This window comes from Gibbsiella quercinecans (assembly GCF_002291425.1).
GTDB lineage: Bacteria > Pseudomonadota > Gammaproteobacteria > Enterobacterales > Enterobacteriaceae > Gibbsiella > Gibbsiella quercinecans.
This window is the reverse complement of record NZ_CP014136.1, coordinates 2,852,254-2,878,014: the sequence shown is the minus strand read 5'-3', so window position 1 is coordinate 2,878,014 and position 25,761 is coordinate 2,852,254. Positions and strand designations below refer to the sequence as shown.

The 25,761-nt window shown below is 57.8% G+C and carries 25 protein-coding genes; 6 read left to right on the top strand and 19 right to left on the bottom strand.

Annotation, left to right across the window (positions count from 1 at the left end; genetic code table 11):
- Window positions 1–3: 3 nt before the first annotated feature.
- From tauA to ACN28Q_RS13280, 3 genes are all read right to left on the bottom strand, one after another.
- A complete protein-coding gene (tauA, locus tag ACN28Q_RS13290; RefSeq protein WP_165907084.1) occupies window positions 4–999 on the bottom strand; it encodes a taurine ABC transporter substrate-binding protein in 996 nt (331 codons plus the stop codon).
- 149 nt (window positions 1,000–1,148) lie between these two features.
- On the bottom strand, window positions 1,149–1,931 hold the full coding sequence (locus tag ACN28Q_RS13285) for a PhzF family phenazine biosynthesis protein (protein WP_095846780.1): 783 nt from the start codon (window positions 1,929–1,931) through the stop codon (window positions 1,149–1,151).
- Between the two features lie 11 nt (window positions 1,932–1,942).
- Window positions 1,943–2,545: a LysE family translocator gene (locus tag ACN28Q_RS13280; protein WP_095846779.1), complete on the bottom strand. Its 603-nt coding sequence runs from the start codon at window positions 2,543–2,545 to the stop codon at window positions 1,943–1,945.
- A 232-nt stretch (window positions 2,546–2,777) separates the two neighbouring features.
- Between ACN28Q_RS13280 and ACN28Q_RS13275 the strand changes: the two genes are divergently transcribed.
- Both ACN28Q_RS13275 and ACN28Q_RS13270 read left to right on the top strand, forming a co-directional pair.
- Window positions 2,778–3,758, top strand: a complete 981-nt coding sequence (locus ACN28Q_RS13275) for a hydrolase (protein WP_095846778.1) — start codon at window positions 2,778–2,780, stop codon at window positions 3,756–3,758.
- A complete protein-coding gene (locus tag ACN28Q_RS13270) occupies window positions 3,755–3,973 on the top strand; it encodes a YheU family protein (protein ID WP_095846777.1) in 219 nt (72 codons plus the stop codon). Before ACN28Q_RS13275 ends, ACN28Q_RS13270 begins: the two co-directional genes overlap by 4 nt.
- On the opposite strand, the gene ACN28Q_RS13265 is transcribed toward ACN28Q_RS13270, so the two are convergent.
- From ACN28Q_RS13265 to ACN28Q_RS13235, 7 genes are read right to left on the bottom strand one after another with little or no spacing between them, the layout of a single operon-like run.
- Window positions 3,970–5,355, bottom strand: coding sequence for an amidohydrolase family protein (locus tag ACN28Q_RS13265; protein ID WP_095846776.1), 1,386 nt, complete (start codon window positions 5,353–5,355; stop codon window positions 3,970–3,972). The genes ACN28Q_RS13270 and ACN28Q_RS13265 overlap by 4 nt on opposite strands.
- A 9-nt stretch (window positions 5,356–5,364) precedes the next feature.
- A complete protein-coding gene (locus tag ACN28Q_RS13260) occupies window positions 5,365–6,126 on the bottom strand; it encodes a cysteine hydrolase family protein (protein ID WP_095846775.1) in 762 nt (253 codons plus the stop codon).
- Between the two features lies 1 nt (window position 6,127).
- The gene (locus ACN28Q_RS13255) at window positions 6,128–6,550 is read right to left on the bottom strand and encodes a cupin domain-containing protein (protein ID WP_095846774.1); all 423 of its coding nucleotides are present in this window, start codon (window positions 6,548–6,550) and stop codon (window positions 6,128–6,130) included.
- Window positions 6,551–6,553: 3 nt separating this feature from the next.
- Entirely contained in the window at window positions 6,554–7,492 is a 939-nt protein-coding gene (locus ACN28Q_RS13250; RefSeq protein ID WP_095846773.1) for an ABC transporter permease, read from the bottom strand.
- Window positions 7,489–8,604, bottom strand: a complete 1,116-nt coding sequence (locus tag ACN28Q_RS13245; RefSeq protein WP_095846772.1) for an ABC transporter permease — start codon at window positions 8,602–8,604, stop codon at window positions 7,489–7,491. The genes ACN28Q_RS13250 and ACN28Q_RS13245 overlap by 4 nt, the downstream gene beginning before the upstream one ends.
- Entirely contained in the window at window positions 8,588–10,135 is a 1,548-nt protein-coding gene (locus ACN28Q_RS13240) for an ABC transporter ATP-binding protein (RefSeq protein ID WP_095849025.1), read from the bottom strand. Before ACN28Q_RS13240 ends, ACN28Q_RS13245 begins: the two co-directional genes overlap by 17 nt.
- A 22-nt stretch (window positions 10,136–10,157) precedes the next feature.
- Complete coding sequence (locus ACN28Q_RS13235; RefSeq protein ID WP_095846771.1) at window positions 10,158–11,165, bottom strand: BMP family protein; 1,008 nt, start codon at window positions 11,163–11,165, stop codon at window positions 10,158–10,160.
- Window positions 11,166–11,275: 110 nt separating this feature from the next.
- Here ACN28Q_RS13235 and ACN28Q_RS13230 point away from each other — a divergent pair, with 110 nt between their 5' ends.
- Window positions 11,276–12,175, top strand: a complete 900-nt coding sequence (locus tag ACN28Q_RS13230; protein ID WP_095846770.1) for a LysR family transcriptional regulator — start codon at window positions 11,276–11,278, stop codon at window positions 12,173–12,175.
- A 37-nt stretch (window positions 12,176–12,212) separates the two neighbouring features.
- Here the strand turns inward: ACN28Q_RS13230 and ACN28Q_RS13225 are convergent, their stop codons facing one another.
- The gene (locus tag ACN28Q_RS13225; protein ID WP_095846769.1) at window positions 12,213–13,010 is read right to left on the bottom strand and encodes a creatininase family protein; all 798 of its coding nucleotides are present in this window, start codon (window positions 13,008–13,010) and stop codon (window positions 12,213–12,215) included.
- 205 nt (window positions 13,011–13,215) lie between these two features.
- On the opposite strand from ACN28Q_RS13225, the gene ACN28Q_RS13220 reads away from it, so the two are divergent.
- Window positions 13,216–14,085 (top strand): phosphoribulokinase, encoded by an 870-nt coding sequence (locus ACN28Q_RS13220; RefSeq protein ID WP_095846768.1) that lies wholly within the window; start codon window positions 13,216–13,218, stop codon window positions 14,083–14,085.
- 11 nt (window positions 14,086–14,096) lie between these two features.
- On the opposite strand, the gene ACN28Q_RS13215 is transcribed toward ACN28Q_RS13220, so the two are convergent.
- Entirely contained in the window at window positions 14,097–14,504 is a 408-nt protein-coding gene (locus ACN28Q_RS13215) for an OsmC family protein (protein WP_095846767.1), read from the bottom strand.
- Window positions 14,505–14,984: 480 nt separating this feature from the next.
- Between ACN28Q_RS13215 and crp the strand changes: the two genes are divergently transcribed.
- A complete protein-coding gene (gene crp / locus ACN28Q_RS13210) occupies window positions 14,985–15,617 on the top strand; it encodes a cAMP-activated global transcriptional regulator CRP (RefSeq protein ID WP_004090925.1) in 633 nt (210 codons plus the stop codon).
- A gap of 94 nt (window positions 15,618–15,711) precedes the next feature.
- On the opposite strand, the gene argD is transcribed toward crp, so the two are convergent.
- The 6 genes from argD to ppiA all read right to left on the bottom strand — a co-directional run bounded on the left by argD (window position 15,712) and on the right by ppiA (window position 22,540).
- Window positions 15,712–16,929 carry a bifunctional acetylornithine/succinyldiaminopimelate transaminase gene (gene argD / locus ACN28Q_RS13205; RefSeq protein ID WP_095846766.1) on the bottom strand — a complete coding sequence of 406 codons (1,218 nt, stop codon included), beginning with the start codon at window positions 16,927–16,929 and terminating at the stop codon, window positions 15,712–15,714.
- A gap of 133 nt (window positions 16,930–17,062) precedes the next feature.
- A complete protein-coding gene (locus tag ACN28Q_RS13200) occupies window positions 17,063–17,638 on the bottom strand; it encodes an aminodeoxychorismate synthase component II (RefSeq protein ID WP_095846765.1) in 576 nt (191 codons plus the stop codon).
- A 58-nt stretch (window positions 17,639–17,696) separates the two neighbouring features.
- Window positions 17,697–19,220: a helicase HerA-like C-terminal domain-containing protein gene (locus tag ACN28Q_RS13195; protein WP_095846764.1), complete on the bottom strand. Its 1,524-nt coding sequence runs from the start codon at window positions 19,218–19,220 to the stop codon at window positions 17,697–17,699.
- Between the two features lie 111 nt (window positions 19,221–19,331).
- Window positions 19,332–20,060, bottom strand: coding sequence for a two-component system response regulator BtsR (btsR, locus tag ACN28Q_RS13190; protein WP_095846763.1), 729 nt, complete (start codon window positions 20,058–20,060; stop codon window positions 19,332–19,334).
- Window positions 20,057–21,754, bottom strand: a complete 1,698-nt coding sequence (locus tag ACN28Q_RS13185; RefSeq protein WP_095846762.1) for a sensor histidine kinase — start codon at window positions 21,752–21,754, stop codon at window positions 20,057–20,059. Before ACN28Q_RS13185 ends, btsR begins: the two co-directional genes overlap by 4 nt.
- A 216-nt stretch (window positions 21,755–21,970) precedes the next feature.
- The gene (ppiA, locus tag ACN28Q_RS13180; RefSeq protein WP_095846761.1) at window positions 21,971–22,540 is read right to left on the bottom strand and encodes a peptidylprolyl isomerase A; all 570 of its coding nucleotides are present in this window, start codon (window positions 22,538–22,540) and stop codon (window positions 21,971–21,973) included.
- 517 nt (window positions 22,541–23,057) lie between these two features.
- Here ppiA and tsgA point away from each other — a divergent pair.
- Complete coding sequence (tsgA, locus tag ACN28Q_RS13175; RefSeq protein ID WP_095846760.1) at window positions 23,058–24,242, top strand: MFS transporter TsgA; 1,185 nt, start codon at window positions 23,058–23,060, stop codon at window positions 24,240–24,242.
- 86 nt (window positions 24,243–24,328) lie between these two features.
- Here the strand turns inward: tsgA and ACN28Q_RS13170 are convergent, their stop codons facing one another.
- Entirely contained in the window at window positions 24,329–25,597 is a 1,269-nt protein-coding gene (locus tag ACN28Q_RS13170; RefSeq protein WP_269467123.1) for a cytosine deaminase, read from the bottom strand.
- Window positions 25,598–25,761: the final 164 nt, after the last annotated feature.

Sequence of the window (25,761 nt, the reverse complement as noted above, 5' to 3'; positions counted from 1 at the left end):
CCCCTAAGACTGCGGCGCAGCCTGCACCTGTTTCACAAAACGGTCGGTCACATAGGCGCTGTAATCGCTGTCAACCTGTGGGATCTTGCCTTGTTCTTTAAGGAATTCGGCGGTATCCCGAATGGCGTTATCCACTGGTTTAGCAAGCTGCGTGATTTGATCGGCCACCGGCAAATAGCGGTTGCCTTTGACCAGCCCCGGCACCTGCGCTTCCGGCACGCCGCTCAGGCGCGCCAGCGTGCTCAGATGGGTTTTGTCCTGCAACCATTGATCCGGCGCGGCCAAATACGCTTTTTGCGCCGCCAGCGCACTGGCGGCAAAGGCCGTCACCACGTCCGGGTGCTGCTCGGCGAAGTCTTTCCGCACCACCCACACATCCAGCGTCGGCGCGCCCCATTGCCCCACTTGCTCAGAGTCGGTCAGTACCCGCCCCTTTTGCGCCAGTTCGTTGACGGCAGGCGCCCACACATAGGCGCCGTCAATATCACCGCGCTGCCAGGCGGCGACAATCGCCGGGGGCTGCAGGTTGAGAATTTGCACTTGTTCAGGTTTGATGCCCCAGTGCTTCAGCGAAGCCAACAGGCTGTAGTGCGTGGTGGAAATAAACGGCACCGCGATGCGTTTGCCGATCAGGTCTTGTGGAGTTTTAATCTCCGGCTTGACCACCAGCGCTTCGGAACTGCCAAGCTGCGAGGCGATAAGGAACACTTCAATGGGGAGTTTCTGACTGGCGGCCACCGCCAACGGGCTGGAGCCGATATTGCCGATCTGTACGTCGCCGGAAGCCATCGCCCGCAGCACGCTGGAGCCACTGTCAAATTTGCGCCAGTCAACCGACGCGCCTGACGCCTTGGCAAAGCTGTTTTCCGCCTGGGCGACTTTGGCAGGCTCGGCCGACGTTTGATACGCAACGGTCACATCCACAGCCTGTGCGCCGGCGGCCATCAGCGACGCCAACAACAGCGTTACGCCGCGTAATAAAGGGTATTTGCCTGCCATGATCTGCTCCATTGATAGCAACTGTTGAGTGATTCACAGTGTTATCCAAGCAAGACCAATGCATAAAAGAATAAAAAAATATCTTTTATTCTATAAAGAAATATAACGTCCGTGTCTATCCCAGCAAGCGTTATTGCCGCGGCCGGCGATCAGAGGGTAATTTCACCACGCAGGAAAATGTGAGCATATCCGCCAATCAGTGTGCGATCGCCGTGCAGTTCGCAAAACAACTCCCCGCCACGCGCTGAAAGCTGCTGGGCATGCAGCACATGGCGGCCAAGGCGGGCGGCCCAGTAAGGCATCAGCGTACAATGAGCGGAGCCCGTCACCGGGTCTTCGCTGCGATCCAAAGAGAAATAGCGCGAGACAAAATCAACCGTGGCGCCGGGTGCCGTGACGATCACGCCACAGCCCAACTCGTCGATCAGCGCCGGGATATTGGGCTGCAGCACGCGCACCTGCGCCTCGCTTTCCAGTACCACCAGCATCGCCCTGGCTTGCCAAACTTCGGCCGGCACCGCCCCCAGCAAAGCCGGCAGGGGTTTCGGCACGGCGATTTTTTGCGGTGGGCGGGAGGGAAAATCAAGAATCAAACGCTCACCGTCTTCTGCGGCGCGCTTTACATACAGCTCACCGCTGGCCGAGCGAAAACGCATATCGCTCAGCCCAGGGTTCACTTCGCTAAATAGCACGCGCGCCGCAGCCAGCGTCGCGTGTCCACAGAGATCCACTTCCCGCGTTGGCGTGAACCAACGGATGGCATACATATCGCCGTCATCCCAGACAAAGCTGGTTTCCGGCAGGTTCAGTTCATTGGCGATGGCCTGCATCTGTGCACCCGGCAGCGGTTGCTTCAGCAGGCAAACCCCCGCCGGGTTGCCGCGCAGCCCGTCGCCGATAAAAGCATCAACGTGGAAATAGTTCTCTGTCATCGCTCCCCCCTTTAATGCCAAATCAGCAGGACGCAGGCCGCCGTTAATACGCCCATCGAGACGTTAAAGATCACCCAGGCTTTTTTACTGCGCAGCAGGCGACCAATCACGGTGCCAAAGCCCAGCCAAATGACGCCGGCTACTATATTCACCGCAAAAATACCACAGGCTATCGCCACGATAGAGTGATTATAGCGCGCGCCCTCCAGGCTGAAGCTCGCCACGGCGCCCAACGCCATCAGCCAGGCTTTGGGGTTGAGGAACTGCAGCAACCAGCCCTGGTACAGGCGAATCGGTTTGGGCGGCGCGACGTCGGTTTCCAGCTTTTCATACGCCGCCGTCGCCACTTTCCACGCCAACCACAGCAAATACAGGCTGCCGAGGATCTTCAGGATCAGGTGCAGAGACGGATAAACCAGGATCAGGCTGCCAACGCCGAAGGCCACCAGCAGCAAAATGCTCTGCATGCCGAGCATAATGCCGATCATCAGCCATAGCGAACGCATAAAGCCGAAGTTGGCGCCGGAGGTGGTCAGTAGCATATTGTTGGGGCCAGGCGTGATGGCGGCCACCCACAGGAAGCCTAACATTGAAAGAAATAAACTTAATTCCATGAATCGGGTGCTCCTCACCCTAAAGTTTTCTTGCTTGCCGTATTTATAATTCGCTCAAACCCTTGAAGTTATCAGTACGCGATTGATCACACAATAAGTCCTTTATCAATCACGTTAACGCGGTAGGGTTTTCTACCACAGCGGTTTACCAGCACCAAAGGCAGGCTCCGGTTGCCGCCCGCGCGCCGCTTGCATATAGTGGCTCCGATTCCCCAAAAGATATTGATTCGTTATGCATGAAACATTTCACCCGTTGCCCGGCGCCAAAAACCCGCACCTGCAAACCCTGCTGCCAAGACTGGTGCGCCGCCGGGTACTACTGGAACCGTACTGGCAGCGGCTGGAATTACCCGACGGCGATTTTCTCGATCTGGCCTGGAGCGAAGACCCACTACAGGCGCGCGCTAAACCCCGCGTGGTACTGTTTCATGGCCTGGAAGGCAGTTTTTATAGCCCGTATGGTCACGGCCTGCTGAACGCCTGGCGTGAACAAGGCTGGCTTGGGGTGGTGATGCATTTTCGCGGCTGTAGCGGCGTGCCCAACCGCGGAGCGCGTATTTACCATTCCGGCGAAACGGAAGACGCCCGCGTCTTCCTGCGCTGGCTGCGCACCACCTATGGCGATGTGCCAACTGCCGCGGTCGGCATTTCACTCGGCGGCAATATGCTGGCCTGTTATTTGGCTCAACAGGGCCAGAACAGCCTGTTGCACGCCGCGGCGATCGTCTCTGCGCCGCTGATGCTGGAGCCTTGCTCCGCGCGCATGGAGCAAGGGTTTTCCCGCGTTTATCAACGCTATCTGCTGGGGCAACTGAAGCAGAACGCCATGCGTAAGCTGCTGCGCTACCCCAATACTCTGCCGCTGGATTTGCCGCAGTTGCAAAGCCTGCGGCGTATCCGCGACTTCGATGATGCGATCACCGCACGCATCCATGGCTTCAGCGGCGCCGACGATTATTATCGGCGTTGCAGCGCCCTGCCGCTGCTGCCGCAGATCCGTACGCCGCTGTTGATCATTCACGCCAAGGACGATCCGTTCATGACCGATGCAGTGATCCCGGATCTCAACCGCCTGCCGGCCAACGTCGAGTATCAGCTGACGGCGTTTGGCGGCCACGTCGGCTTTGTCGGCGGCACGCTGAAAAAACCGCAAATGTGGCTGGAATCGCGCATTCCCGCCTGGCTTACCCCTTATCTGGAACCCAAACAGTGATTATCCCCTGGCAAGAATTAGCAACGGAAACCCTGAACAATCTGATTGAATCCTTTGTGCTGCGTGAAGGCACCGACTACGGCGAACAGGAACGCACGCTGGAGCAAAAAGTGGAAGACGTGCGCCGCCAACTGAAAAGCGGCGAGGTGCTGCTGGTGTGGTCCGAGCTGCATGAGACAATCAACATTATGCCGCGCACCTCGTTCCACGGCTAACCGGCAAAAGATCGCCATGGCCGCGGGCGGTCATTACCGGTGCGTGCCGCCAGCGCCTGCGCGGCGCGTTGCGAACGCGCCAACACCTCACGCTGGTTAACGGTGGTGATTACGCCGTTACGCATTACCGGCCGGCCATCAATGAAAACGTCGGTCACCTCATGCCCCAGGGCAGAGTAAACCAGCGAAGAAACCGGGTGATGGATTGGCGTCATCGCCGGGTGATCGGTCCCCACCACTACCACATCGGCACATTTCCCGACCTCCAGCGATCCCACCGCGTGTTCCAGGCCAATCGCCCGGGCTCCGTCAATGGTGGCCATTTCCAGCACTTTTTCCGCCGTGATGATGGTGGGATCGCGATGCACGCCTTTTTGCAACAGCGCCGCGGTTTTCATTGCCTGGAACAGGCTATGGTTGTTGCTGCTGGCCGGGCCGTCAGATCCCAGGCCCACGGTGATCCCCGCCGCCAGCATCGCCGGAATAGGCGGCACGCCCGAAGCAAGATAAAGGTTGCTGCACGGATTGTGGGAAACACGCACATCGTGGCGTTGCAGAATGTTAATGTCACCGGCATGGCATTGCACGCAATGCACGGCCAACACATCCGGGCCAAGAAAACCGATATCGCCCAAAAACTCGGTATCGGTACATTGAAAACGCGATTGCGATTGCTGGATCTCAAAATCGGTTTCCGCCACGTGGGTGGTGATGAGCACGCCGGTTTCATCCGCCAGTTGGCGCGTGCCACGCAGTGCCTTTTCATCCAGCGCCCAGATCATGCTGGGCGCCAACCCCACTTTTACCCGCCCTTCCGGCTGGTGGTAACGCGCAATCAGCGCACGGGCATCTGCCAGCGCTTTCTCCGGTGTTTCGATCAGCGCCGGAGGAATGCCGTGCTCTGCACCCGCAGTGAGAAACCCACGGCACACATGGCCGCGTATGCCGCTACACTGGAATGCTTCAATCACCTGGGCCGTTAACCCCAGGCGCGGGTGGGCATACATAAAATCCACTAGCGAGGTGACCCCAGAGCGAATTGACTCAACGCAGCCATGCATAGCCGCGGCAAATACATCCTCTTCCGTTAAGGCCACTGCGCTGGGGCCCGTCATGCAGGTGAACCACTCCTTCAATACCCGATCGTCCCCCAGCCCTTTTAACAGCGTCTGGAACAGATGGGTATGGGTGTTCACCATGCCGGGCATGATAATATTACCGCGGCAATCGATCACTTCTGCCTGCGGATAGGCCGCGCTCAACGTCAGCCGTGTGCCAATCGCCTGAATCCGGTTGCCGTCAATGACCAGGCTGGCCCGTTCCAGAATTTCGCGCCGGGCGTTCATGGTGATCACCCAACCATCGGTAAGCAGATACGCCACATTCTCTCCTTACAGCCGTTGCCGCAACTCCGCGGAGTTCACCACAAAGCCGAAACATTGTTGTACGTTATACAACGTGGCATCCAGGCAGTAAGCCGGGGAGGTCGTGGCGCTGCAGTCTTCCAGCAACAGGCAATCGTAGCCACGGAAATTTGCCTCCTGCAGAGTACAGAGCACGCATTGATCCACGTTTACGCCGGCAAACAGCAGCGTCGTCACGCCGAGATTACGCAATACGCTATCCAGCACCGTATCCTGGAACCCCGACATGCGGTATTTATCGATGTGAATATCGCGTTCATCCGGCACCAACTCATCAACAACGGCCGCGGCCCAACTGCCGGCCTGTAATACCGGCGCGCCGGAAACCGGTAGCGCATCGCCAAGCCCTACCCCATCACCCTGTGGGTTATACACATGCAGCAGCGCCGGGCTAAGATTTAGCCGGTCCGGACGATTGCCCCAGTTTAGCCAAATCACCGGCACGCCAACGGCCCGCAGCGCCGGCAATAGCCTTTGCAACGGCGCAATCGGCGCACGCGCCGGGCTGACGTCTACCCCAATATGGCCAAGCCAGCCATCCCGGTGGCAAAAATCATTCTGCATATCGATAATAATCAGCGCGCTACGCTGGCGATCAAACGTCACTTCACGGCCACGGCTACCGATCGTCAACGGGTGCGGCGTTACCGGCGTTCGCACCATATCCACCTGCGTGGCCGTAACGTGCCATTGATTATGCTGGGCGCTTCCCAGCGGATTCCCGCCCATATCACCCTCCAATCAATACCCGTAAGTCTTCTTCATCAAGCTGCATTGGCTCGCCGCTGCGAATCAGTTCAGCAAAACCTTCGTTCGGCGTCATCACGGTTAAGGTATACAGTTTGCCGCTGCCGGTGTTACGGATCAGGTGTTCATTGCCCGGGTGCAGTAACAGCGCATCCCCCTGGCGAATCGCCACCTCATCACCGTTGCAGCTCGCCACGCCTTCGCCATGCAAAACATAGAAAAACTCGTGCGCATGCGGGTGTTCATTGGGCGGCGTCGCACCGCCAACCGTGAAAATTTCCACCACAAAAATGTTATCAATACCGTCCTGCTGCCGATCGAACAGGACGGCGAAATAGTTGGTGTCGTTCGGGCTGATACGGAATACCTGCGCATCGGCCGCGTTGGTCAGACGGAAGCTATTCATCCATTACTCCTTGCGATAAGGTTGAGTCAATGCGCCCGGTTGCACCGTGCGCCCCACCACGCCGGACATCGCCAGAATGGTGAGCAGATAGGGCAACGCCAGCAGTAACTGTGGCGGTAGCGTGCTTTCAAACAGTTGTAGGGAAAGCTGGAGCGCATCGGCGGCACCAAAGACAAAGGCGGCAATCAGCGCTTTTACCGGGCTCCAGCGGCCAAAAATGACGATTGCGAGTGCGATGAACCCTTGGCCGCTGACAATATTGTCGCGGAACAGGCCAATCTGCGCGGTCACCAGGTAACTCCCCGCCAGCCCGGCGCCCACACATGAGAGCAACACGCCCCAGGTGCGGATCCGCAACACATTGAGCCCCGCCGCATGGGCAGCGCGGGGGTTCTCCCCCACGGCGCGCAGCGATAAACCAAAACGGGTATGAAACAGGCCATAATGGGCGACAGCCACCAGCAACAGCGTGATATACAGCGGCAAAGGCTGGGAAAACAGCACCGGCCCAATTGCTGGAATGGCGGATAACAGTGGAATTTGCAGCGGCTCAAGCATGCTGATGGTGGGTGAAGAGGCGTTGCCCATCACCAGCGAATAGGTCCAGGTCGCGATGCCAGCGGCCAGAATATTAAAAACGATGCCAACGACGATTTGGCTGGCGTGCGCACGCAGATAGAGCATGGCCAGCAACACCCCAACCACCAGGCCGGCTACACCACCGGCGATAAACCCCAGGGCCGTTGAACCGCTGAAGACGGCGACCATATAACTTCCCAGGGCACCCATTAAGATCGTGCCTTCAATGCCGATATTCAGCACCCCGGCGCGCTCGGCATAAATTTCCCCCAGCGCGGCCAACAGCACCGGGCCAGCCAGCCTGACCGCCGCCGCCAGCCAGGTGATTAAAAACGCGGCATCAATATGCGCCAGCTCACTCATGGCCTATCCCCCGATAACTGCGTTGCTGACGGGCGTTGGCCCGGCCACCGCAAGCGGTAATAACGCAACACATCGCCGGCTAGGATCAGCAGCACCACCAGGCTTTGCAGGATCAGCACCACCGAAGTCGGCAGCCCGCTTTGGCGCTGCATGGCGCTGCCGCCAACTTCAAGGCCGCCGTAAAGGATCGCGGTGGGGATGACCAGCACAGGGTTGAGCCGGGCCAATAACGCCACGACCACGCCAATAAAGCCAACGCCGCCGGAAAGCCCCTCCATCAGGCGGTGCTGTACGCCCAATACCGCACACAGCCCCGCCAGCGCGGCCAGGCCGCCCCCCAAAAACACCGCGCTCATCTGCCGTTGGCCAACCTGAATGCCGCCGTAGCGCGCCGCTTTGGGGTTCAATCCGCTGACAATAATTTCATAACCGGCGGGCGTCGCGCGTATCAACCACCACACAAACAGGGTGGCGACTAACGCAATGGCGATGCCCCAATGCGCCCGCATACCTGGCATCAGATAGGCTAGCCAACTATCCACCGGCAAACGCGGCGTTTGCGGCAGATCGCCCGGCGCACGCATCGGCCCGGAAACCAGATACTGCACCAGGAAAATCGCCACATAATTGGCCATCAGTGAAATCAGCACATCGTTGCCGCCAAAGCGCACCCGCAGCGCGCCAACCCACCCGGCCCATAATGCGCCGGCAAGAAAAGCCGAGATCAGTACCAATGGCCAATAGGCCCAAACGGGCAACGCCCAGGGGAGCCCCTGCGGCGTGCCTGCCAACGCCATCCAACTGGCGACCGCCGCCCCCACAAGAAAGCACCCTTCAAAGCCGATGTAACCAAGCCCGGCACGCCAAATAACAATGGTGGCCAGCGCGATCAGGATCAGCGGCGTACTTTGCACCAGCGTCAGGCCAAAGCCGCGCAGCGTGCCGAAGGCTTCACTGAACAAAAAGCCATAGGCGGTTATCGGATTGCCGCCGAAGGGAATAAACAGTAAACCGGCCAGGAAAAATGCCGCCAGAATGGCGCCCAGGCTGGTTGAGGTAATCGCCAGGGCGGAATCGGCTGGGGCAAGGCGTTTTTCAAGCAGCGTTTTCATCTACGGCCTCCTCGCTGAACTTGCCGCCGGCCATCAGCTCACCCAATTTTTCCGCCGTGGCTTCGCGAGCATCCAGTACGCCGGCGATCTGGCCGCCATACATCACCGCAATGCGATCGGAAAGGTTCAGGATCTCTTCCAACTCCGCCGAAATCATCAGAATGGCACAGCCGCTGTCGCGCGCTGCCAATAACCCCTGCCATACAGCCTGTACAGCGCCAACGTCCAGGCCGCGAGTGGGTTGCTCCACCACTAACAAACGTGGGGTTCGCGCCACTTCACGCCCCAGGATCAGTTTCTGCAGATTGCCGCCGGAAAGTTTTCCGGCTTCAAACTCCGCATCGGGCGTGTGCACCTGAAAATGCGCAATAATCGACTGTGCATGCTGCGCCATTTTTTTGCGGTCCAGCAACCAGCCGCGCGCCCGGGTAAAGCTGCGCTGTGCGCCCAACATGGCGTTATCAATGATCGACAACGCAGTCACAGAGCCCACACCACGCCGATCGGCAGGAATAAAGCCAATACCTTTGGCCCGTCGCTGCGCCGGCGACGCCTGGGTAATATCTTCCCCACCCAACCAAATCCGCCCCGCCTCTATGGCGCGCAGATTAAGTAAGGCATCCGCCAATTCCGACTGGCCATTACCATCCACACCGGCGATACCAAGAATTTCCCCGGCGGCGACTTTCAGCGACACCCGCCATATTTTCTGCCGCCCACTCTCATCGCGCAGCGCGATGTTATCGACATGCAAAACGTTCGCCCCGGTTTTACAGGGCGCCTTATCCACCCGTAGCACCACATCGCGCCCAACCATACGCCGCGCCAGATCGGTTTCCGAAGTGGCGCTCACCGCAACCGTCTCTACCATTTTTCCGGCACGCATCACCGATACCCGATCGGCTATCGCCATGATTTCGTAAAGCTTATGCGTAACAATGATCACCGAACGCCCTTCGGCGCGCAGCGAGCGCAGCGTGGCAAACAGCCCGGCTTTTTCCTGCGGGGTCAGCACTGCGGTCGGTTCATCCAGGATCAACACCTGGGCATCGCGGTAGAGCAGCTTGAGTATTTCAACGCGCTGCTGTACCCCAATCGGCAGGTGATGAACTTTCGCCCAGGGATCGACCGCCAAACCGTGCCGCGCAGACAGAGCCTGTAAACGTGCGGCGGCCGCAGACAAATCGAGCCGGCCCCAGGCGCTTTCTTTCAGGCCCAGCACCACATTCTCGACAACGCTCATCGGCTGAACCAGCATGAATTCCTGATGTACCATGCCGATGCCACAGGCTATCGCGTCGCTGGGATCGCGTAATTGCACCGGCTGCCCATCCACAATGATTTCACCGGCATCCGGATGGTATAAGCCGTAGAGAATCTGCATCAGCGTGCTTTTACCCGCGCCGTTCTCGCCCAACAGGGCATGAATCTCGCCAGCCCTGACGGCCATTGACACACCGTCATTGGCCGTCACGCGCGCAAAGCGTTTGGTAATATTGTTCAGCGCGACGCGCACCGCCGCCGTAGCCACCGTCAAGCTGCGCCTCCTCAAGTCAAACTTTTGGCACCAACGTACCTTTGTCCAACTGTTGCCATATCGTCTGGAACTGCTGCCAGGCGCTCGCACTCACTAACCGGCTATCAAACGGCTCGCTGCCGTGCACCACTGACCAGGCCTGGGCGACGCTGGGGCCCCACTCTTTTCCGCCGAGAAAGGCCTTGTTCGCCACCGATTCGCCAACCTGTTCCACCATCCAGTCCAGGTTCTGCTTGAAGCTGCAGGCGATAAAACCGGGGGCAACGTCTTTCTGATCGGCATAACAGCCGATCGCTTTCACTTTTGCCGCCGCCGCGCCCTGCAGCGCGCCCAGGCCGGTAACATCCGCCGCATGCCAGATCACGTCGGCGCCGTTACCGATCATGGTCGTGGCCGCTTCTCGCCCTTTCGCCGCATTGTCGTAATCGCCGGTGACGACCCCCAGCCCTTTAATACCCGGGCGGGTTTTCTCCGCGCCCTGAATAAACGCGCGCATCATGGCCTGCTGCGTCGGGTTATCACCGCCGCCGACAAAACCCACGGCTTTGCCCTTTTCAGAGATCAACGCGGCCAGCGCCCCTGCGCCCCAGGCCGCCTGCAGATAGGCCAGATTGACGTATTCCACGTTGTCTGGCGTGTTTTCCGCCGGCTTAAACGTAGAGGCAAAAAAGTAAGTGTCGGGATAGTCCGGTGCAATCTCGGCAAACGCAGAACCGTATTCAAAACTGTGACCGATAATCAGCGTGTAGCCATCATCGGCATAGCCGCGGATCACTTGATCCATCTGCGCCTGGGAGACGCTTTCGCTGTACGCCACGCCATAGCCGGCTTGTTTCAGCGCCTGCAGCCCCTGATAAGCCAGCATGCTCCAGCCACCGTCGGCAATCGAGCCCGGTAGCAGCAACGCCACCTTGATGTCCTTTTCCGCCGCCTGCGCTCTGGCCGACAGCAGCGGCGCCAGTGTTGGAAGCAACACCGCGCCCGCCAGCATTTTTGCGAATCCCCTGCGACTTAAATCTGCCATTTTGATGCCCCTCCGCGTAAATTTTGTTCAGTTATGACGCGATTTTCGTTACCTTAAAAGCACATATTTTCGTACTTAGCGATGCCTTAAAGGCAACGCATGGAGAAGACATGCTTCAACACCGCCTGCTGGTTTATCTGGATGAGGTTGCGCGTAGTGGTTCGATCCGCAAAGCGGCAGCGCGCCTGCATATTTCCGCTTCGGCGATTAATCGCCAGATACTGGCGCTGGAAGATGAGCTGGGTACGCCGCTATTTCAGCGCTTGCCGCGCAAAATGTTGCTTACGGCGGCCGGGGAGACGTTGATTCACCATGTTCGCCAGAGTTTCAAAGAGCTGGAATGGGCGCAGATTAAAATTGAGGAATTGAAAGGGCTGCGGCGCGGGGAAGTCACCGTAGCCATGATGAGCGGGCTGGCTGCCAATCTGGTGCCGCGCACCGCGGCCGAGTTTCGCCGCGCCAACCCGCGCGTAAAACTGGTGCTGCGGCAAATGACCACCGGTGAAGACATCACCAATGCCGTCGCCTCCGGCGAAGCCGATTTGGGCGTCGGATTTGATTTCGAGCTGCCGCCAACTCTGCGCATCATCGCCAGCGTGGTCAGCCGATTAGGTGCCGTAGTGGCGCCAGGCCACCCGCTGGCGGATAAAAGCAGCCTGCGCTTAAGCGACTGCGTACCGCATCCGCTGGTGATTGCGGATAAAAGTATGGTGATCCGCCCGTATCTCAATGAAGTTTTCGCCCGTGCGATGATCAACGCGCAGCCGGTGATTGAAACCAACTCGATTGAGGTAATGCGCCAGGCCGCGATGGTGGATCAGGCGCTGACCTTCCTCACCCCGTTCGATATTGACGTGGATCTGCGTAGTGGGCGTCTGATTTATATTCCGGTACGGGAATTGGCGCAACAGACACAAACGCTGATGCTGATTGGTCACAACCGCGGCACCAGCGCCATTGGCAGCGTACTGGCAGAAACCATGAAAGGCCTGATGCTGCAAATGGCCTAGCGCCGCCGGCAGCAAGCGGGCGTGGTGGCCTGAATGTTCAGCCAAGGTGGCTGATGTCAAAATCCCGCACTTCCTCGATCAGCTTCACCAACGCCTGGGCGGCCCGTTCGGTTTCCGTTTTGCCGCGCCCGGCATCCGCCGCAGCCGCGTTGCCGGTGGTACCCGCCGGGTGCAAATCTTCAGCCATCCAACCAAAACCCACGCCGCCTTCGGGCGTCAGAATGCCCCCTTTCGCGGCCAACGCGACCGATGCCGAGACAAAGTTTTCCGCATAGGCCATCTGGACCAGATCCGGGTGCAGATGCAACATCACGCTGGTTTCAGACTCCCCACCGTGAATACCATGCTGTAACTCTTCAGCGGCGTAGAGATCGCGGGTATCAATGGTGCGAAACCAACTGGCCCCCACGGCAAACATATTCAGTTCAATACGCAGTTGGCGGCAGACAATCTCCATCAACTGCGGCTGGCCGCCATGTGAATTCCAGAAAATCAGTTTACGGATCCCCGCTCGCCAGGCGCTTTTCGCCACTTCAAACCACACTTTGCCCAAAATCTCGTAAGGCAACGTCAGGGTGCCGGGATAGTGCAAATGCTCATCGGATTTGCCAATCGGCAACATGGGCAAAATCAACGCCGGTAAATCAGCGGGCATCAGTTCCACCGCACGCTGCACTATCCCGGCATTGATCGCCGCATCCACCCGAACGGGCAAATGCGGGCCGTGCTGCTCGACGGCGCCGATCGGCAACACCGCCACCATCTTATCCATTTCCAGTTCACTGAATTCCCGTGTAGATAAATCCCACCACCAGCGCGACGACGGCATGTTCATGGCTTTCCTCCCGTTTTTTTACAGTCTCGCCAATTTCGTGCTGCGGTTGAAGCAGCAAAATTGCGCCGATGCGTTGCTTTTTTCGCATCCCTCTGCCGCAAAGATGACACCGGTGCGCGAAACGTGATAACAATGCTAGGCTGTGGCGCCAGCCTGAATACGGGGCACGGCCACATCGCCAGATTTCTCACGGGGAACGGTATTTATGTCAGCTAAACATCCTGTCATTGCGGTGACCGGCTCCAGCGGCGCCGGCACCACAACCACCAGCGTGGCGTTTCGCAAAATATTCCAGCAGTTGAATATCCGCGCCGCCGAACTGGAAGGCGACAGCTTCCACCGCTATACCCGGCCGGAGATGGACGCCGCGATCCGCAAAGCACGCGATCTTGGCCGCCACATCAGCTATTTCGGCCCGGAAGCCAACGACTTTGGCCTGCTGGAACAAAGCTTTATTGAATACGGCAAACACGGCACCGGCCGTTCGCGCAAATACCTGCACACTTACGACGAAGCGGTGCCCTACAACCAGGTGCCAGGCACCTTCACCCCCTGGGAGCCCCTGCCGGAACCCACCGACGTGCTGTTTTATGAAGGGCTGCACGGTGGCGTTGTCGCCGACCATCATGACGTCGCCAGGTATGTCGACTTGCTGGTGGGGGTGGTGCCGATCGTCAACCTGGAGTGGATCCAGAAACTGATCCGCGATACCGGCGAGCGCGGCCATTCACGCGAAGCGGTGATGGATTCCGTGGTTCGCTCGATGGAAGATTACATTAACTACATCACGCCCCAGTTTTCACGCACCCATATCAACTTCCAGCGGGTGCCGACGGTGGATACTTCCAACCCGTTCGCCGCCAAAGCGATCCCGTCGCTGGATGAAAGCTTTGTGGTGATCCACTTCCGCGGCCTGGAGCAGATCGACTACCCTTATCTGCTGGCGATGCTGCAGGGTTCATTTATTTCGCATATCAATACATTGGTGGTGCCGGGCGGAAAAATGGGGCTAGCAATGGAGTTGATCATGGCGCCGCTGGTGCAGCGCCTGTTGGAAGGGAAAAAAATCAAGTAATACGTTGGGCGTCACTCCACCGCGCGGATTTCAAAGCTGTGGGTGACGCTGGCGGCCTTACCGAGCATCAGCGATACCGAGCAATATTTCTCCGCCGACAGATTCACCGCACGCTCAACAACGTTATCGGTAAGCCCTTTACCGGTAACAATAAAATGCAGGTTGATATGGGTAAATATGCGCGGCGCCTCCGTGCGGCGCTCTGAGGTCAGTTTTACCTCACAATCACGCACATCGTTACGGCCTTTTTGCAGAATCGAGACCACGTCAATCGCGCTGCACCCGCCAACAGACATCAACACCATTTCCATTGGGCTTGGCGCTTTTTCCCCGGCGTTGCCGTCCAGCAACACCTGATGGCCGGAGGCGGATTCGCCCAGGAACGTCAAACCTTCCACCCACTTGATTCTTGCCTGCATACTCGTTACTCCGCTTGGTTTATGCAGCCCAGACTACGCTTTCGCGCTAAAACTGGCAACGGAACCTGACGTGAATCATGCTGAAGCGAGACAACACAAGACACTGGCCTCACTCTGTGCTAAAACCACACTAGACTGTGTCCTGTCATTGCGCGTGAATGCGGCGGCAATCGCGGGCTTTGCGGCAGTATGTTGTCTTTTTGCCGGCTCCACGATTAATGGCAGGGCTCAGTCTGAAAATCCCCTTTCCAATGAGCAGGCTCCAGGGAAACGTTCGAGGAAAGGTGCCTGACGTGGTATGTTAACAGAATGTAGCTTGCAGCATTTCCGGCAAGTCAATATGCTAAAGCAGTAGCATATTTTATGGCACGCCTCAAAACCTGTTGATAGCCACCACGCGCACGTGGGCTAAAACATGTTTTACAGGGAACTCTGATCCCTGTGACACAAGGCAGCGATTACAACAGAGGATAACAGCGAATGGTTCTCGGCAAACCGCAAACAGACCCGACTCTCGAATGGTTCCTGTCTCATTGCCATATCCACAAATATCCATCCAAAAGTACGCTGATTCACCAAGGTGAAAAAGCCGAAACGCTTTACTACATCGTTAAAGGCTCCGTCGCGGTGCTGATTAAAGACGAAGAAGGTAAAGAGATGATCCTGTCCTACCTCAACCAGGGGGACTTTATCGGGGAACTCGGGTTATTTGAAGAAGGCCAGGAGCGCAGCGCCTGGGTAAGGGCGAAAACCGCCTGTGAAGTGGCTGAAATTTCCTATAAGAAATTCCGTCAGTTGATCCAGGTGAACCCGGATATCCTGATGCGCCTGTCTGCGCAGATGGCAAGCCGGCTGCAGGTTACTTCAGAGAAAGTGGGCAACCTTGCTTTCCTTGACGTTACCGGGCGTATCGCACAAACCCTGCTAAACCTGGCAAAACAACCGGATGCCATGACTCACCCGGACGGCATGCAAATCAAAATTACCCGCCAGGAGATCGGCCAGATTGTCGGTTGCTCACGCGAAACCGTCGGCCGTATTCTGAAAATGCTGGAAGATCAAAACCTCATTTCTGCCCACGGCAAAACCATCGTGGTTTACGGCACGCGTTAATCACACGCTGGGCGCCAGGAAATAGCAAACGCCCCGTGGCCAACCGGCCACGGGGCGTTTATTTTGCACGGCGCTAGCTCGCTGTGCCCGCCGCTTAGGCGTTTATCACGTCCTGCACCGCCAGTTCAAACAGCGCCATCCCCGCGTCGATATCTTCCAGTTCCACCACCAGCGAAGGCGCAAAGCGGATCACATCTGGCCCGGCGTTAAGGATCATCAGCCCACGCGCCGCCGCCGCAGTCAGAAACTCACGCGCCTTGCCGTGATAGCCCGGCACCAGTTCCGCGCCGATCAGCAGCCCCATCCCCCGCACTTCGGAGAAAATCGCGTACTTCTCGCCAATCCGTTGCAGCGCCTGCACAAACAGGCCGTGGCGCTGTTCAATGCCGCTCAGCACCTCTGGCGTGTTGATGACGTCCAGCGCCGCTTCAGCGACCGCACAGGCAAGCGGGTTGCCGCCGTAGGTAGTGCCGTGGGTGCCCACGTGCATCACCGAAGCGATTTCCTCGGTGGTCAGCATGGCGCTGACCGGGAAACCGCCGCCCAACGCTTTAGCGGTGGTCAGGATATCCGGCGTTACGCCATAGTGCATATAGGCGAACAGCTTGCCGCTGCGCCCCATGCCGCTTTGCACTTCATCAAACACCAGCAGCGCCTGATGGCGATCGCACAGCTCGCGCACCCCTTTCAGGAACGCGGCGTCCACCGGCATAATGCCGCCCTCGCCCTGGATGGGTTCCATCACCACCGCGCAGGTGTGGTCGTCCATCACCGCCTTCACGGCGGCCAGATCGTTGAACGGCACGTGCACAATGTCGGCAGGCTTCGGCCCGAAGCCGTCGGAGTATTTCGCCTGGCCGCCGACCGAAACGGTAAACAGCGTGCGACCGTGGAAAGCATTATAGAACGCGATGATTTTGGTCTTGTACGGGCTGTGGCGGGTAATTGCGTAATGCCGGGCCAGTTTAAACGCCGCTTCGTTGGCTTCCGCCCCGGAGTTGGCGAAAAATACCCGATCGGCAAACGTCGCCGCAATCAGCTTACTGGCCAGGCGCAGCGCCGGCTCATTGGTAAACACATTGCTGGTATGCCACAGGGTTTCCCCCTGCTCTTTCAACGCCGCGACCAGCGCCGGGTGGCAGTGGCCAAGCGCCGTCACCGCAATACCGCCAGAGAAATCAATATACTCTTTCCCTTGCTGATCCCACACGCGGCTGCCCTGGCCTTTCACCGGCACAAACTGTGCGGGTGCATAAACGGGCAAAATTACCTGATCAAATGTACTACGGCTGACTGTGGATTTTTCGGTCATTCTTGGGCCCCACCCTGTACGCAATAAGAATTTATCGTTGCCATTAAGTGAAAATATAATCACAAAATATGCATAAAAAACCACTCAAGGGCAAACCTAAATCATCAAAAGCAGGTAAAAAAAACCTAACCGATTAACTCTTAAGGAAATTGCCCAAAAGCTGATGCCCCTGCTCGCTAAGAATGCTTTCCGGATGGAATTGTACCCCTTCCAGCGGCAGCGTGCGGTGGCGGATCCCCATTACCTCATCACGTACCCCTGCACGCTCGCTCCAGGCCGTCACCTCAAAGCAATCCGGCAACGTAGCGGCCTCCAGCACCAGTGAGTGATAACGGGTTACGGTCAACGGATTATTCAAGCCGGCAAACACGCCGCGGCCGTCGTGGCGAATGGCGGAGGTTTTGCCATGCATCACATTGCGGGCGCGCACGACGCTGGCGCCAAACGCCTGCCCCAAAGCCTGATGGCCCAGGCAAACGCCGAGGATCGGCAAACGACCGGCAAAATGGCGGATCGCCGCCAGGGAAATGCCGGCCTCATTCGGCGTGCACGGGCCGGGGGATATCACCAGTTGCCGCGGAGCCAGGCGTTCGATGTCGGCCAGTTGCAGTTCGTCGTTGCGTTTGACCAGCACCTCGGCGCCCAGCTCGCAGAAATACTGATAAAGATTATAGGTAAAGGAGTCGTAGTTATCGATCAGCAGCAACATACTCAAATCAACTTATTATAAAAATAACGGTGTTTTCTTGCGTTGACGGGGCTGGCGCTTATTTTTTGCGGCCGCCCATGATTGAACCTAACACACCGCGCAGAATTTGGCGGCCCAGATCGCGCGCCATACTTTTCGCGGCGGTCTGCACGATGCCGTCACGCTTGCCGCCACGCGGGCCGGTTGAACCGAACAAGATCTCGTTCAGCCCCCCCATCAATCCCCCACCGGCCGGTTCCTGCGCCGGTTTGCTCGCCGGCTGGCCGGGCTGCGGTTTACCCACGGTAGTAAAGCCTTCAGCAGAGAGTTTCTCGTAGGCCGACTCACGATCCACCATATCCTCATAGCGGCCGTACAGCGGTGATTTATTGATGGCGCTATTCAACCCCTCGGCGCCCAGCATCCCCATTTTCGATTCCGGCGCGATAACCATGGCGCGCTCCACCACGTTAGGCCGGCCTTTTTCATCCAGGAAAGACACCAGCGCTTCGCCCACGCCCAGCTCGGTAATCGCGGTTTCCGCATCAAACGCCGGGTTGGCGCGCAGGGTTTGCGCCGCCGCCTTCACGGCTTTTTGATCGCGTGGGGTAAAGGCACGCAGCGCGTGCTGCACGCGGTTGCCCAGTTGGCCAAGCACGCTGTCTGGAATATCCAATGGGTTTTGGGTGACGAAGTAAACACCCACGCCTTTGGAGCGGATCAGGCGCACGACCTGTTCAATTTTGCTCAGCAGCGCCTCTGGCGCATCGTTGAATAACAGGTGCGCTTCGTCGAAGAAGAACACCAGCTTCGGCTGTTCCGGATCGCCGACTTCCGGCAGTTGTTCAAACAGCTCCGCCAGCAGCCACAGCAGGAAGATGGCATACAGTTTCGGCTGATTAATCAGCTTATCAGCCGCAAGCAGGTTGATCACGCCGTGGCCGTTGCTGTCGGTACGCATCAGATCGTTGATATCCAGCATCGGCTCGCCGAAGAACTGGTTGGCGCCCTGATCTTCCAGCGCCAGCAGCCCACGCTGGATGGCGCCGATGGAGGCGGTAGAAATATTGCCGTACTGGGTTTGGTACTGTTTGGCGTTATCGCCGACGTACTGCACCATGGCGCGCAAATCTTTCATGTCCAGCAGCAGCAGGCCGTTGTCATCGGCAATGCGGAACACAAGTTGCAATACGCCTTGCTGAATGTCGTTCAAATCCAGCAGCCGCCCCAGCAGTAGAGGGCCAAGATCGGATACCGTGGCGCGGATCGGGTGGCCCTTTTCGCCAAAAATATCCCATGGGATGATGTTGCACGCCTGCGGCTGCCAGTCGGTTACGCCGATCGCCGCAAGCCGCGCCTGCAGCTTTTCCGAAGGCTCGCCCGCGGCGCCGATGCCGGACAGATCGCCCTTCACGTCCGCCAGGAACACCGGGACGCCAATGCGGGAAAACTGCTCGGCCATTCTTTGCAGCGTGACCGTTTTACCGGTGCCGGTGGCGCCGGTGATCAAGCCGTGGCGGTTCGCCAACGCGGGTAAAATAGCCAAGTCCTGCGCCGGCTTCCCGGCGTGCAGCGCTTTGGCGATAATCCGTGCTTCACTCATTTCATGTTCCTTAACGCAGACGGGGCGCAAACGCGCCGGTGAATGCGATAAAGCTATAAGCGCAGCGTAAGCCCGTCAAGCATGGCATACTCGGCAGCGGAAATGGGGCGGCTAACCGCGCAACCCGAGCTCTTCCTTCAACGATTTCAGGTAGCGGCGGCTGACCGGCACCGGTTCCCCCACCGACATGATCATTTCCGCCGCGCCGCTTTCCTCGAAGCGAATCTCCCGCACCTGTTCCAGATTGACCAGGTATTGCCGGTGGCAACGCACCAAAGGCGTGCGGCTTTCCAGGGTGCGCAGCGTCAGTTCGGTGAAACACTCCATGCCGTCGTCGCGCACCACGTAAACGCCGCTTAGGCGCGAGCGAATGGCGATCACTTCATCGAAGCGCAGCAGGTAAATCCGGCTATGACCGGTGCAAGGGATATATTTCAGGTAGCCGGCGCTCTCTTCCAGCGCGGCGATATCCTGCGGGGCACGGCTTTGCTGCAGCCGCTGCAGCGTTTTGTTCAACCGCTGCGGCTCGGCAGGCTTGAGCAGGTAATCAAACGCATGTTCCTCAAAAGCCTGCACCGCGTATTCATCGTACGCGGTGAGGAACACGATATACGGCATACGGTTAGGATCGAGCATGCCGACCATCTCCAGCCCGCTGATGCGCGGCATCTGGATATCGAGAAACACCACGTCCGGCTGCTGGCGGTGGATCACGCTGATCGCCTCAATGGCATTGGCGCATTCTCCAATCACCGTAATGCCCTCATGCTCTTCCAGCAGGTGGCGCAGGTTATCACGGGCGGAAGGTTCGTCATCAACAATCAGGACGTTCAACGTCATGCGGCCCCCATCAACGGCTCGCCGAGCGGCACATTGAGCGTAATACGGGTAAATGCTTCCGGTTCACACACCACCTGCACACCGTAGCCCTCGCCGTAGCGCACGCGGATGCGCTTATCCACCAGGTTCATGCCCAATCCCTGGCTGTGCGGCTGCGGCTGGAACAGCCCAGCGTTATCGGTCACCTGCAGCAACAGGTGCCCCGCTTCGCAGCGCGCGCCGATGTCGATCCGGCCAACCCCCAGCATGTGCGAAGTGCCGTGCTTGATCGCATTCTCGACGATCGGCTGCAGGGAGAATGCCGGCAGACGCACCGCCATCAGCTCTGGCGGCAGCGAAACGGCGATCTCCAGCCGATCGGCAAAGCGCGCCTTTTCAATTTGCAAATAGGCGTTTACATGCTCCAGCTCATCCGCCAGGCTCACCTCATCGTCGGAGCGTTTGAGATTCTTGCGGAAAAACGTGGAAAGGTACTGCACCAGCTCGCAGGCGCGATCGCCGTCGCGCCGAATGACCGCCACCAGCGTATTCAGCGCGTTAAACAGAAAGTGTGGATTGACCTGCGCATGCAGCAATTTGATTTCCGACTGCGCCAGCAGCTGTTTGTGGCGCTCATATTGCCCAGCCATGATCTGCGCCGAAAGCAGGCTGGCGATCCCTTCACCCAGCGTGCGGTTGATAGTGCTGAACAGTTTGCTTTTTGGTTCGTACAGCTTGATGGTGCCGATCACCCGTTGGTTTTCGCCGCGCAGCGGGATCACCAGCGTTGAGCCGAGTTTGCAGTTGGGGTTGATCGAACAGCAGTAGGCCACTTCATTCCCGTCGGCATAGACCACCTGGTTGTGATCGATAGCGTGATGAGAATGCGCCGAAGCGATCGGCGTGCCCGGCAGATGATGATCGTCACCGATGCCAATGAACGCCAACAGCTTTTCGCGATCCGTAATCGCTACCGCGCCGATGCCCAGTTCCTGGTAGATCACCCGCGCCACCTTCATGCTGTTTTCCTGATCGAAGCCCTGGCGCAGGATGCCCTCCGTCAGTTCGGCAATCTTCAACGCCTTGGAAGAAAACGCGCTGGTGTATTTTTCAAACATCGCACGGCGATCGAGCAGAATTTGCATAAACATCGCCGCGCCCAGCGTGTTGGCGATCATCATCGGCAACGCAATGTATTCCACCAGCCGCAGAGCCTCGCCGAATGGGCGGGCGATGGCGAGGATAATCGCCATCTGCAGCATTTCAGCCACCAGCGCCACCCCGGCAACGAAAAGCGGATTGAATAACAGATCGATACGGCGGCGGCGCATGGCGATGCTGTGCACAATGCCGCCCACCAGGCCTTCGGTGATGGTCGAAACCGCACAGGCGACGTCGGTCATCCCGCCGAGCGTATAGCGGTGCAGCCCACCGGTCAGCCCCACCAAAAAGCCAACGGATGGCCCGCCAAGCAAGCCGCCCAATACGGCGCCGATGGCGCGGGTATTGGCGATAGAATCCTGGATATGCAGGCCGAAATAGGTGCCCATAATGCAGAACACCGAAAAGATCACATAGCACAGCAGCTTATGCGGCAGGCGGATAGTGACCTGGGTCAGCGGAATAAACAGGGGTGTTTTACTTAACAAGTAGGCGATAACGAGATACACGCACATCTGCTGCAATAACAGCAACACCTGATTAAATTCATACATCTTTGCAGCTTATCCTGAACGAAGGCCAATGAACGCCGGGTTGCCAGCCACAATGGCCTGCCGCCATAAAGATAATAGCAGCGCCATCAGCAACCTGATTACCCATAGCGCATTAAACCATGCCGTGCAGAAGAAAAAAGTGATGTACGCAATGCTTCGGGAAGGAGGGGAACAACAGGCCGGCCCCCCAGGCGGGGCGCCGGCGCGCGGTAAAACTTATGGCAGCACTTTCGCCGACAGAATGACGACCGGCTTGCTGGGCACATTCTGGTAAGGGCCGACATTGGCGGTCGGCACCTGGGAGATTTTATCCACCACATCCATGCCTTTCACCACTTTACCAAACACCGCATAGCCGAAGTCACGCTGGCCGTGATCCAAAAAGGCGTTATCCGCCACGTTCAGAAAGAACTGGCTGGTAGCGCTGTCTTTATCCGCGGTACGCGCCATTGAGATGGTACCGCGCAGGTTGCGCAGCCCATTGTCCGCCTCGTTTTTAATCGGCGCATTGGGGCTTTTCTGTTGCATGTCCGCGGTAAAACCGCCGCCCTGGATCATAAAGCCGGGGATAACGCGGTGGAACGTGGTGTTGTTATAAAAACCGCTGTTCACGTAGTCGATGAAATTCTTGGTCGACACCGGCGCCTTCTGGCCATCAAGCGCCAGTTCGATATTCCCGGCCGAGGTGGTCAACATCACGTGGGTTTCACCGGCGGCAAGCGCAGCAGGCGCCACGGCAACCAGGGAACACAAGGCGACAAGGGTCACTAAAGTACGTTTGAACATGCACAGATCCTTCTTCTAAGAGACAAACAACGTGAAAGCGCATTGATTCTAAAGTGCCCTTTCCGGGAGTACCAGCCATTTACCTATATTTACGCAGCCATCCAATGCTGATGTACTCACTTTGGCCGGGCTACCGCCGCTGGCGGCATTTTAAGGCCGCATTCGCCGGCGGCCGGCAGCATTGCAATCAAATCAAGATCACAAAAACATTTACCAATTACTGACTTATTGCATCAAAAATAGATAGTAATCACAAAAAAGACGGTTAGCTATGTTAGGATTCCTAGCCTGGGGGCCGTGTGGAGATTTTCCGCCTGTAGGGGAAAATCTGCGGCCTTAATGCCAGTTTGTAAGAGCCTTCCAATAGCCTTGTTTGCTGCGGCAATTTTATTGCGGGCCCCCGTCGGGGCTTTGTGTATGCGCTGTGCATACAGGCGCTAATATTTCCGAGCTGTGGTAATAAAAGGTCTGTTGGGCAGCGCTCTGAACCTCAACAGACATATCGGGCTCATATTCAATGAATAACAGCAACCGCATCCGGCTAACCTGGATCAGTTTTTTTTCTTACGCGCTGACCGGTGCCTTAGTTATCGTCACAGGGATGGTGATGGGAAATATTGCAGAATACTTTAATCTGCCGATTTCCAGCATGAGTAATACCTTTACTTTCCTTAACGCCGGCATCTTGATTGCTATCTTCCTGAACGCCTGGCTGATGGAAATCATCCCGTTGAAACGCCAGCTCATCTTCGGCTTTATTCTGATGGTGTTGGCCGTTGCCGGGCTGATGGTCGGTAAAAGTCTGGCCGTGTTCTCCCTGTGCATGTTTGTGCTCGGCGTGGTCAGCGGTATCACTATGTCGATCGGCACCTTCCTGATTACCCATATGTATGCCGGCCGCCAGCGTGGTTCCCGCCTGCTGTTCACCGACTCCTTCTTCAGTATGGCCGGGATGATTTTCCCGATTGTCGCCGCCATGCTGTTGGCGCGCCATATCGGCTGGTATTGGGTCTACGCCTGTATCGGTCTGCTGTACGTGGCGATCTTTATCCTGACGCTGTATTCTGAATTCCCGGTGTTGGGCAACAAAAGCCCAGCCAGCGGTGAGCCGGTAGTCAAAGAAAAATGGGGTGTTGGCGTGCTGTTCCTGGCGATCGCCGCGCTGTGCTACATTCTGGGCCAACTGGGCTTTATCCAGTGGGTGCCGGAATACGCCACCAAATCTTTCGGTATGGATATTGGCCAGGCCGGCAAGCTGGTCAGCGATTTCTGGACTTCTTACATGGTGGGCATGTGGGTGTTCAGCTTTATCCTGCGCTTTTTCGATCTGCAGCGCATTGTTACCGTGCTGGCAGCCCTGGCGACGGGGGCCATGTACCTGTTTGTCAGCACTGATAACCCGGAACACCTGGGCTACTTCATCATGGGCCTGGGCTTTATCTCCAGCGCGATCTACACCACGCTGATTACCCTGGGTTCGCTGCAAACCAAAGTTTCCTCACCGAAGCTGGTGAACTTTATCCTGACCTGCGGCACCGTCGGCACCATGCTGACCTTTATCGTGACTGGGCCGATCGTGGCACAAGGCGGAGCCCATGCCGCGCTGGTGACCGCCAACGGGCTGTATCTGGCGGTATTCGTGATGTGCCTGCTGCTTGGCTTTGTCACCAAACACCGCAGCCACGGCCACGTAACCCGCTGATTGCGGTTTACCGCCATATGAAACAGGGCGCCTTGGCGCCCTGTTGTTTTATCCCTACCAGCTATTTCCTTTTACACCCTACCGGCTTAGCGGCGGAAATCCACCTGCTCATCCTGCGCCAAGTGCAGCGTGGTTTGCGCCGGCCGGGTTTCGGCAATCACGGCCCCGCGGCGAATCGAATAGCGCACCGGCGTTTGGCGGCGCACCGCATCAAAGCCGCTCTCTGCCGGCAGGATCACCAGGTTGGCGCTGTTGCCCGCCGCCAGCCCGTAATCATCAAGATGCAGCGTACGCGCACTGTGGGTGGTGATAAGCTTCAGGCCATCGTCAATCTGGCCGTAGCCCATCAGTTGGCAAATATGCAGGCCCATGTGCAGCACCTGCAGCATGTTGGCGGTGCCGAGCGGGTACCAGGGATCGAACACATCGTCATGGCCAAAGCAGACGTTAATGCCGGCGTCCAGCATCTCTTTCACCCGGGTAACGCCGCGCCGCTTCGGATAGCTGTCAAAGCGCCCCTGCAGATGAATGTTCACCAGCGGGTTGGCAACAAAGTTGATGCCGGACATTTTCAACAGCCGGAACAGCCGCGAGGTATAGGCGCCGTTATAGGAATGCATCGCGGTGGTATGGCTGGCCGTCACCTTATCGCCCATGCCCAGCTTCAGGGCCAGCGCCGCGACGGTTTCGACAAAACGTGATTGCTCATCGTCGATCTCGTCGCAGTGCACATCCACCAGCCGCTGGTATTTATCGGCCAGCGCAAACGCCTTATGCAGCGACTCCACACCATATTCACGCGTAAATTCAAAGTGCGGGATAGCGCCAACCACATCGGCCCCCAGCCGCAGCGCCTCTTCCAGGAGCGCCTCGCCGTCGGGGTATGACAGTATCCCCTCCTGCGGGAAGGCGACAATCTGCATCGTGACCCAAGGCGCCACCTCCTGTTTCACCTCCAGCATGGCGCGCAGCGCGGTCAACGTGGGATCGGAGACGTCAACGTGGGTGCGTACGTACTGCACGCCGTTGGCAATCTGCCATTTCAGCGTTTGCCAGGCGCGCTGCTTAACGTCTTCATGGGTTAACTGCGCCTTGCGCTCCGCCCAGCGTTCAATGCCTTCAAACAGCGTGCCGGACTGGTTCCACGCCGGCTGCCCGGCGGTCTGGGTGGTATCCAGGTGGATGTGCGGCTCGATAAACGCCGGCAACGCCAGGCCCCCTTCGGCGTCCAGCACGTCGCTGCGCCACTCCTGCCCTTCCGGCTGCGGGATAATGTGGGCAATGCGCCCCTGATCAATCGCCAGTTGCCACAGCCCCTCATGCCCGCTCAGGCGCAGGTTATCGATAAACTTCACGGGATTGTTCGCCACCTTTCACCTCTGATCTGCCACACCGTTTTCTCCATCATACGGGGGCGATAGGCTACTGACAAAGTGGCTTACGCCACACTGGCCTCACTTTTCCGCCAAATGCGTGTTTTTCTCATTAACTGCAACGTTTCAGCTAAAGTTGAATAAAA

Excerpts from the sequence above, each read along its gene's own strand:
- tauA (WP_165907084.1), bottom strand. The coding sequence starts at position 999 with ATGGCAGGCAAATACCCTTTATTACGCGGCGTAACGCTGTTGTTGGCG.
- ACN28Q_RS13285 (WP_095846780.1), bottom strand. The coding sequence starts at position 1,931 with ATGACAGAGAACTATTTCCACGTTGATGCTTTTATCGGCGACGGGCTG.
- ACN28Q_RS13280 (WP_095846779.1), bottom strand. The coding sequence starts at position 2,545 with ATGGAATTAAGTTTATTTCTTTCAATGTTAGGCTTCCTGTGGGTGGCC.
- ACN28Q_RS13275 (WP_095846778.1), top strand. The coding sequence starts at position 2,778 with ATGCATGAAACATTTCACCCGTTGCCCGGCGCCAAAAACCCGCACCTG.
- ACN28Q_RS13260 (WP_095846775.1), bottom strand. The coding sequence starts at position 6,126 with ATGGGCGGGAATCCGCTGGGAAGCGCCCAGCATAATCAATGGCACGTT.
- ACN28Q_RS13255 (WP_095846774.1), bottom strand. The coding sequence starts at position 6,550 with ATGAATAGCTTCCGTCTGACCAACGCGGCCGATGCGCAGGTATTCCGT.
- ACN28Q_RS13250 (WP_095846773.1), bottom strand. The coding sequence starts at position 7,492 with ATGAGTGAGCTGGCGCATATTGATGCCGCGTTTTTAATCACCTGGCTG.
- ACN28Q_RS13245 (WP_095846772.1), bottom strand. The coding sequence starts at position 8,604 with ATGAAAACGCTGCTTGAAAAACGCCTTGCCCCAGCCGATTCCGCCCTG.
- ACN28Q_RS13235 (WP_095846771.1), bottom strand. The coding sequence starts at position 11,165 with ATGGCAGATTTAAGTCGCAGGGGATTCGCAAAAATGCTGGCGGGCGCG.
- ACN28Q_RS13230 (WP_095846770.1), top strand. The coding sequence starts at position 11,276 with ATGCTTCAACACCGCCTGCTGGTTTATCTGGATGAGGTTGCGCGTAGT.
- ACN28Q_RS13225 (WP_095846769.1), bottom strand. The coding sequence starts at position 13,010 with ATGAACATGCCGTCGTCGCGCTGGTGGTGGGATTTATCTACACGGGAA.
- ACN28Q_RS13220 (WP_095846768.1), top strand. The coding sequence starts at position 13,216 with ATGTCAGCTAAACATCCTGTCATTGCGGTGACCGGCTCCAGCGGCGCC.
- ACN28Q_RS13215 (WP_095846767.1), bottom strand. The coding sequence starts at position 14,504 with ATGCAGGCAAGAATCAAGTGGGTGGAAGGTTTGACGTTCCTGGGCGAA.
- crp (WP_004090925.1), top strand. The coding sequence starts at position 14,985 with ATGGTTCTCGGCAAACCGCAAACAGACCCGACTCTCGAATGGTTCCTG.
- argD (WP_095846766.1), bottom strand. The coding sequence starts at position 16,929 with ATGACCGAAAAATCCACAGTCAGCCGTAGTACATTTGATCAGGTAATT.
- ACN28Q_RS13200 (WP_095846765.1), bottom strand. The coding sequence starts at position 17,638 with ATGTTGCTGCTGATCGATAACTACGACTCCTTTACCTATAATCTTTAT.
- ACN28Q_RS13195 (WP_095846764.1), bottom strand. The coding sequence starts at position 19,220 with ATGAGTGAAGCACGGATTATCGCCAAAGCGCTGCACGCCGGGAAGCCG.
- btsR (WP_095846763.1), bottom strand. The coding sequence starts at position 20,060 with ATGACGTTGAACGTCCTGATTGTTGATGACGAACCTTCCGCCCGTGAT.
- ACN28Q_RS13185 (WP_095846762.1), bottom strand. The coding sequence starts at position 21,754 with ATGTATGAATTTAATCAGGTGTTGCTGTTATTGCAGCAGATGTGCGTG.
- ppiA (WP_095846761.1), bottom strand. The coding sequence starts at position 22,540 with ATGTTCAAACGTACTTTAGTGACCCTTGTCGCCTTGTGTTCCCTGGTT.
- tsgA (WP_095846760.1), top strand. The coding sequence starts at position 23,058 with ATGAATAACAGCAACCGCATCCGGCTAACCTGGATCAGTTTTTTTTCT.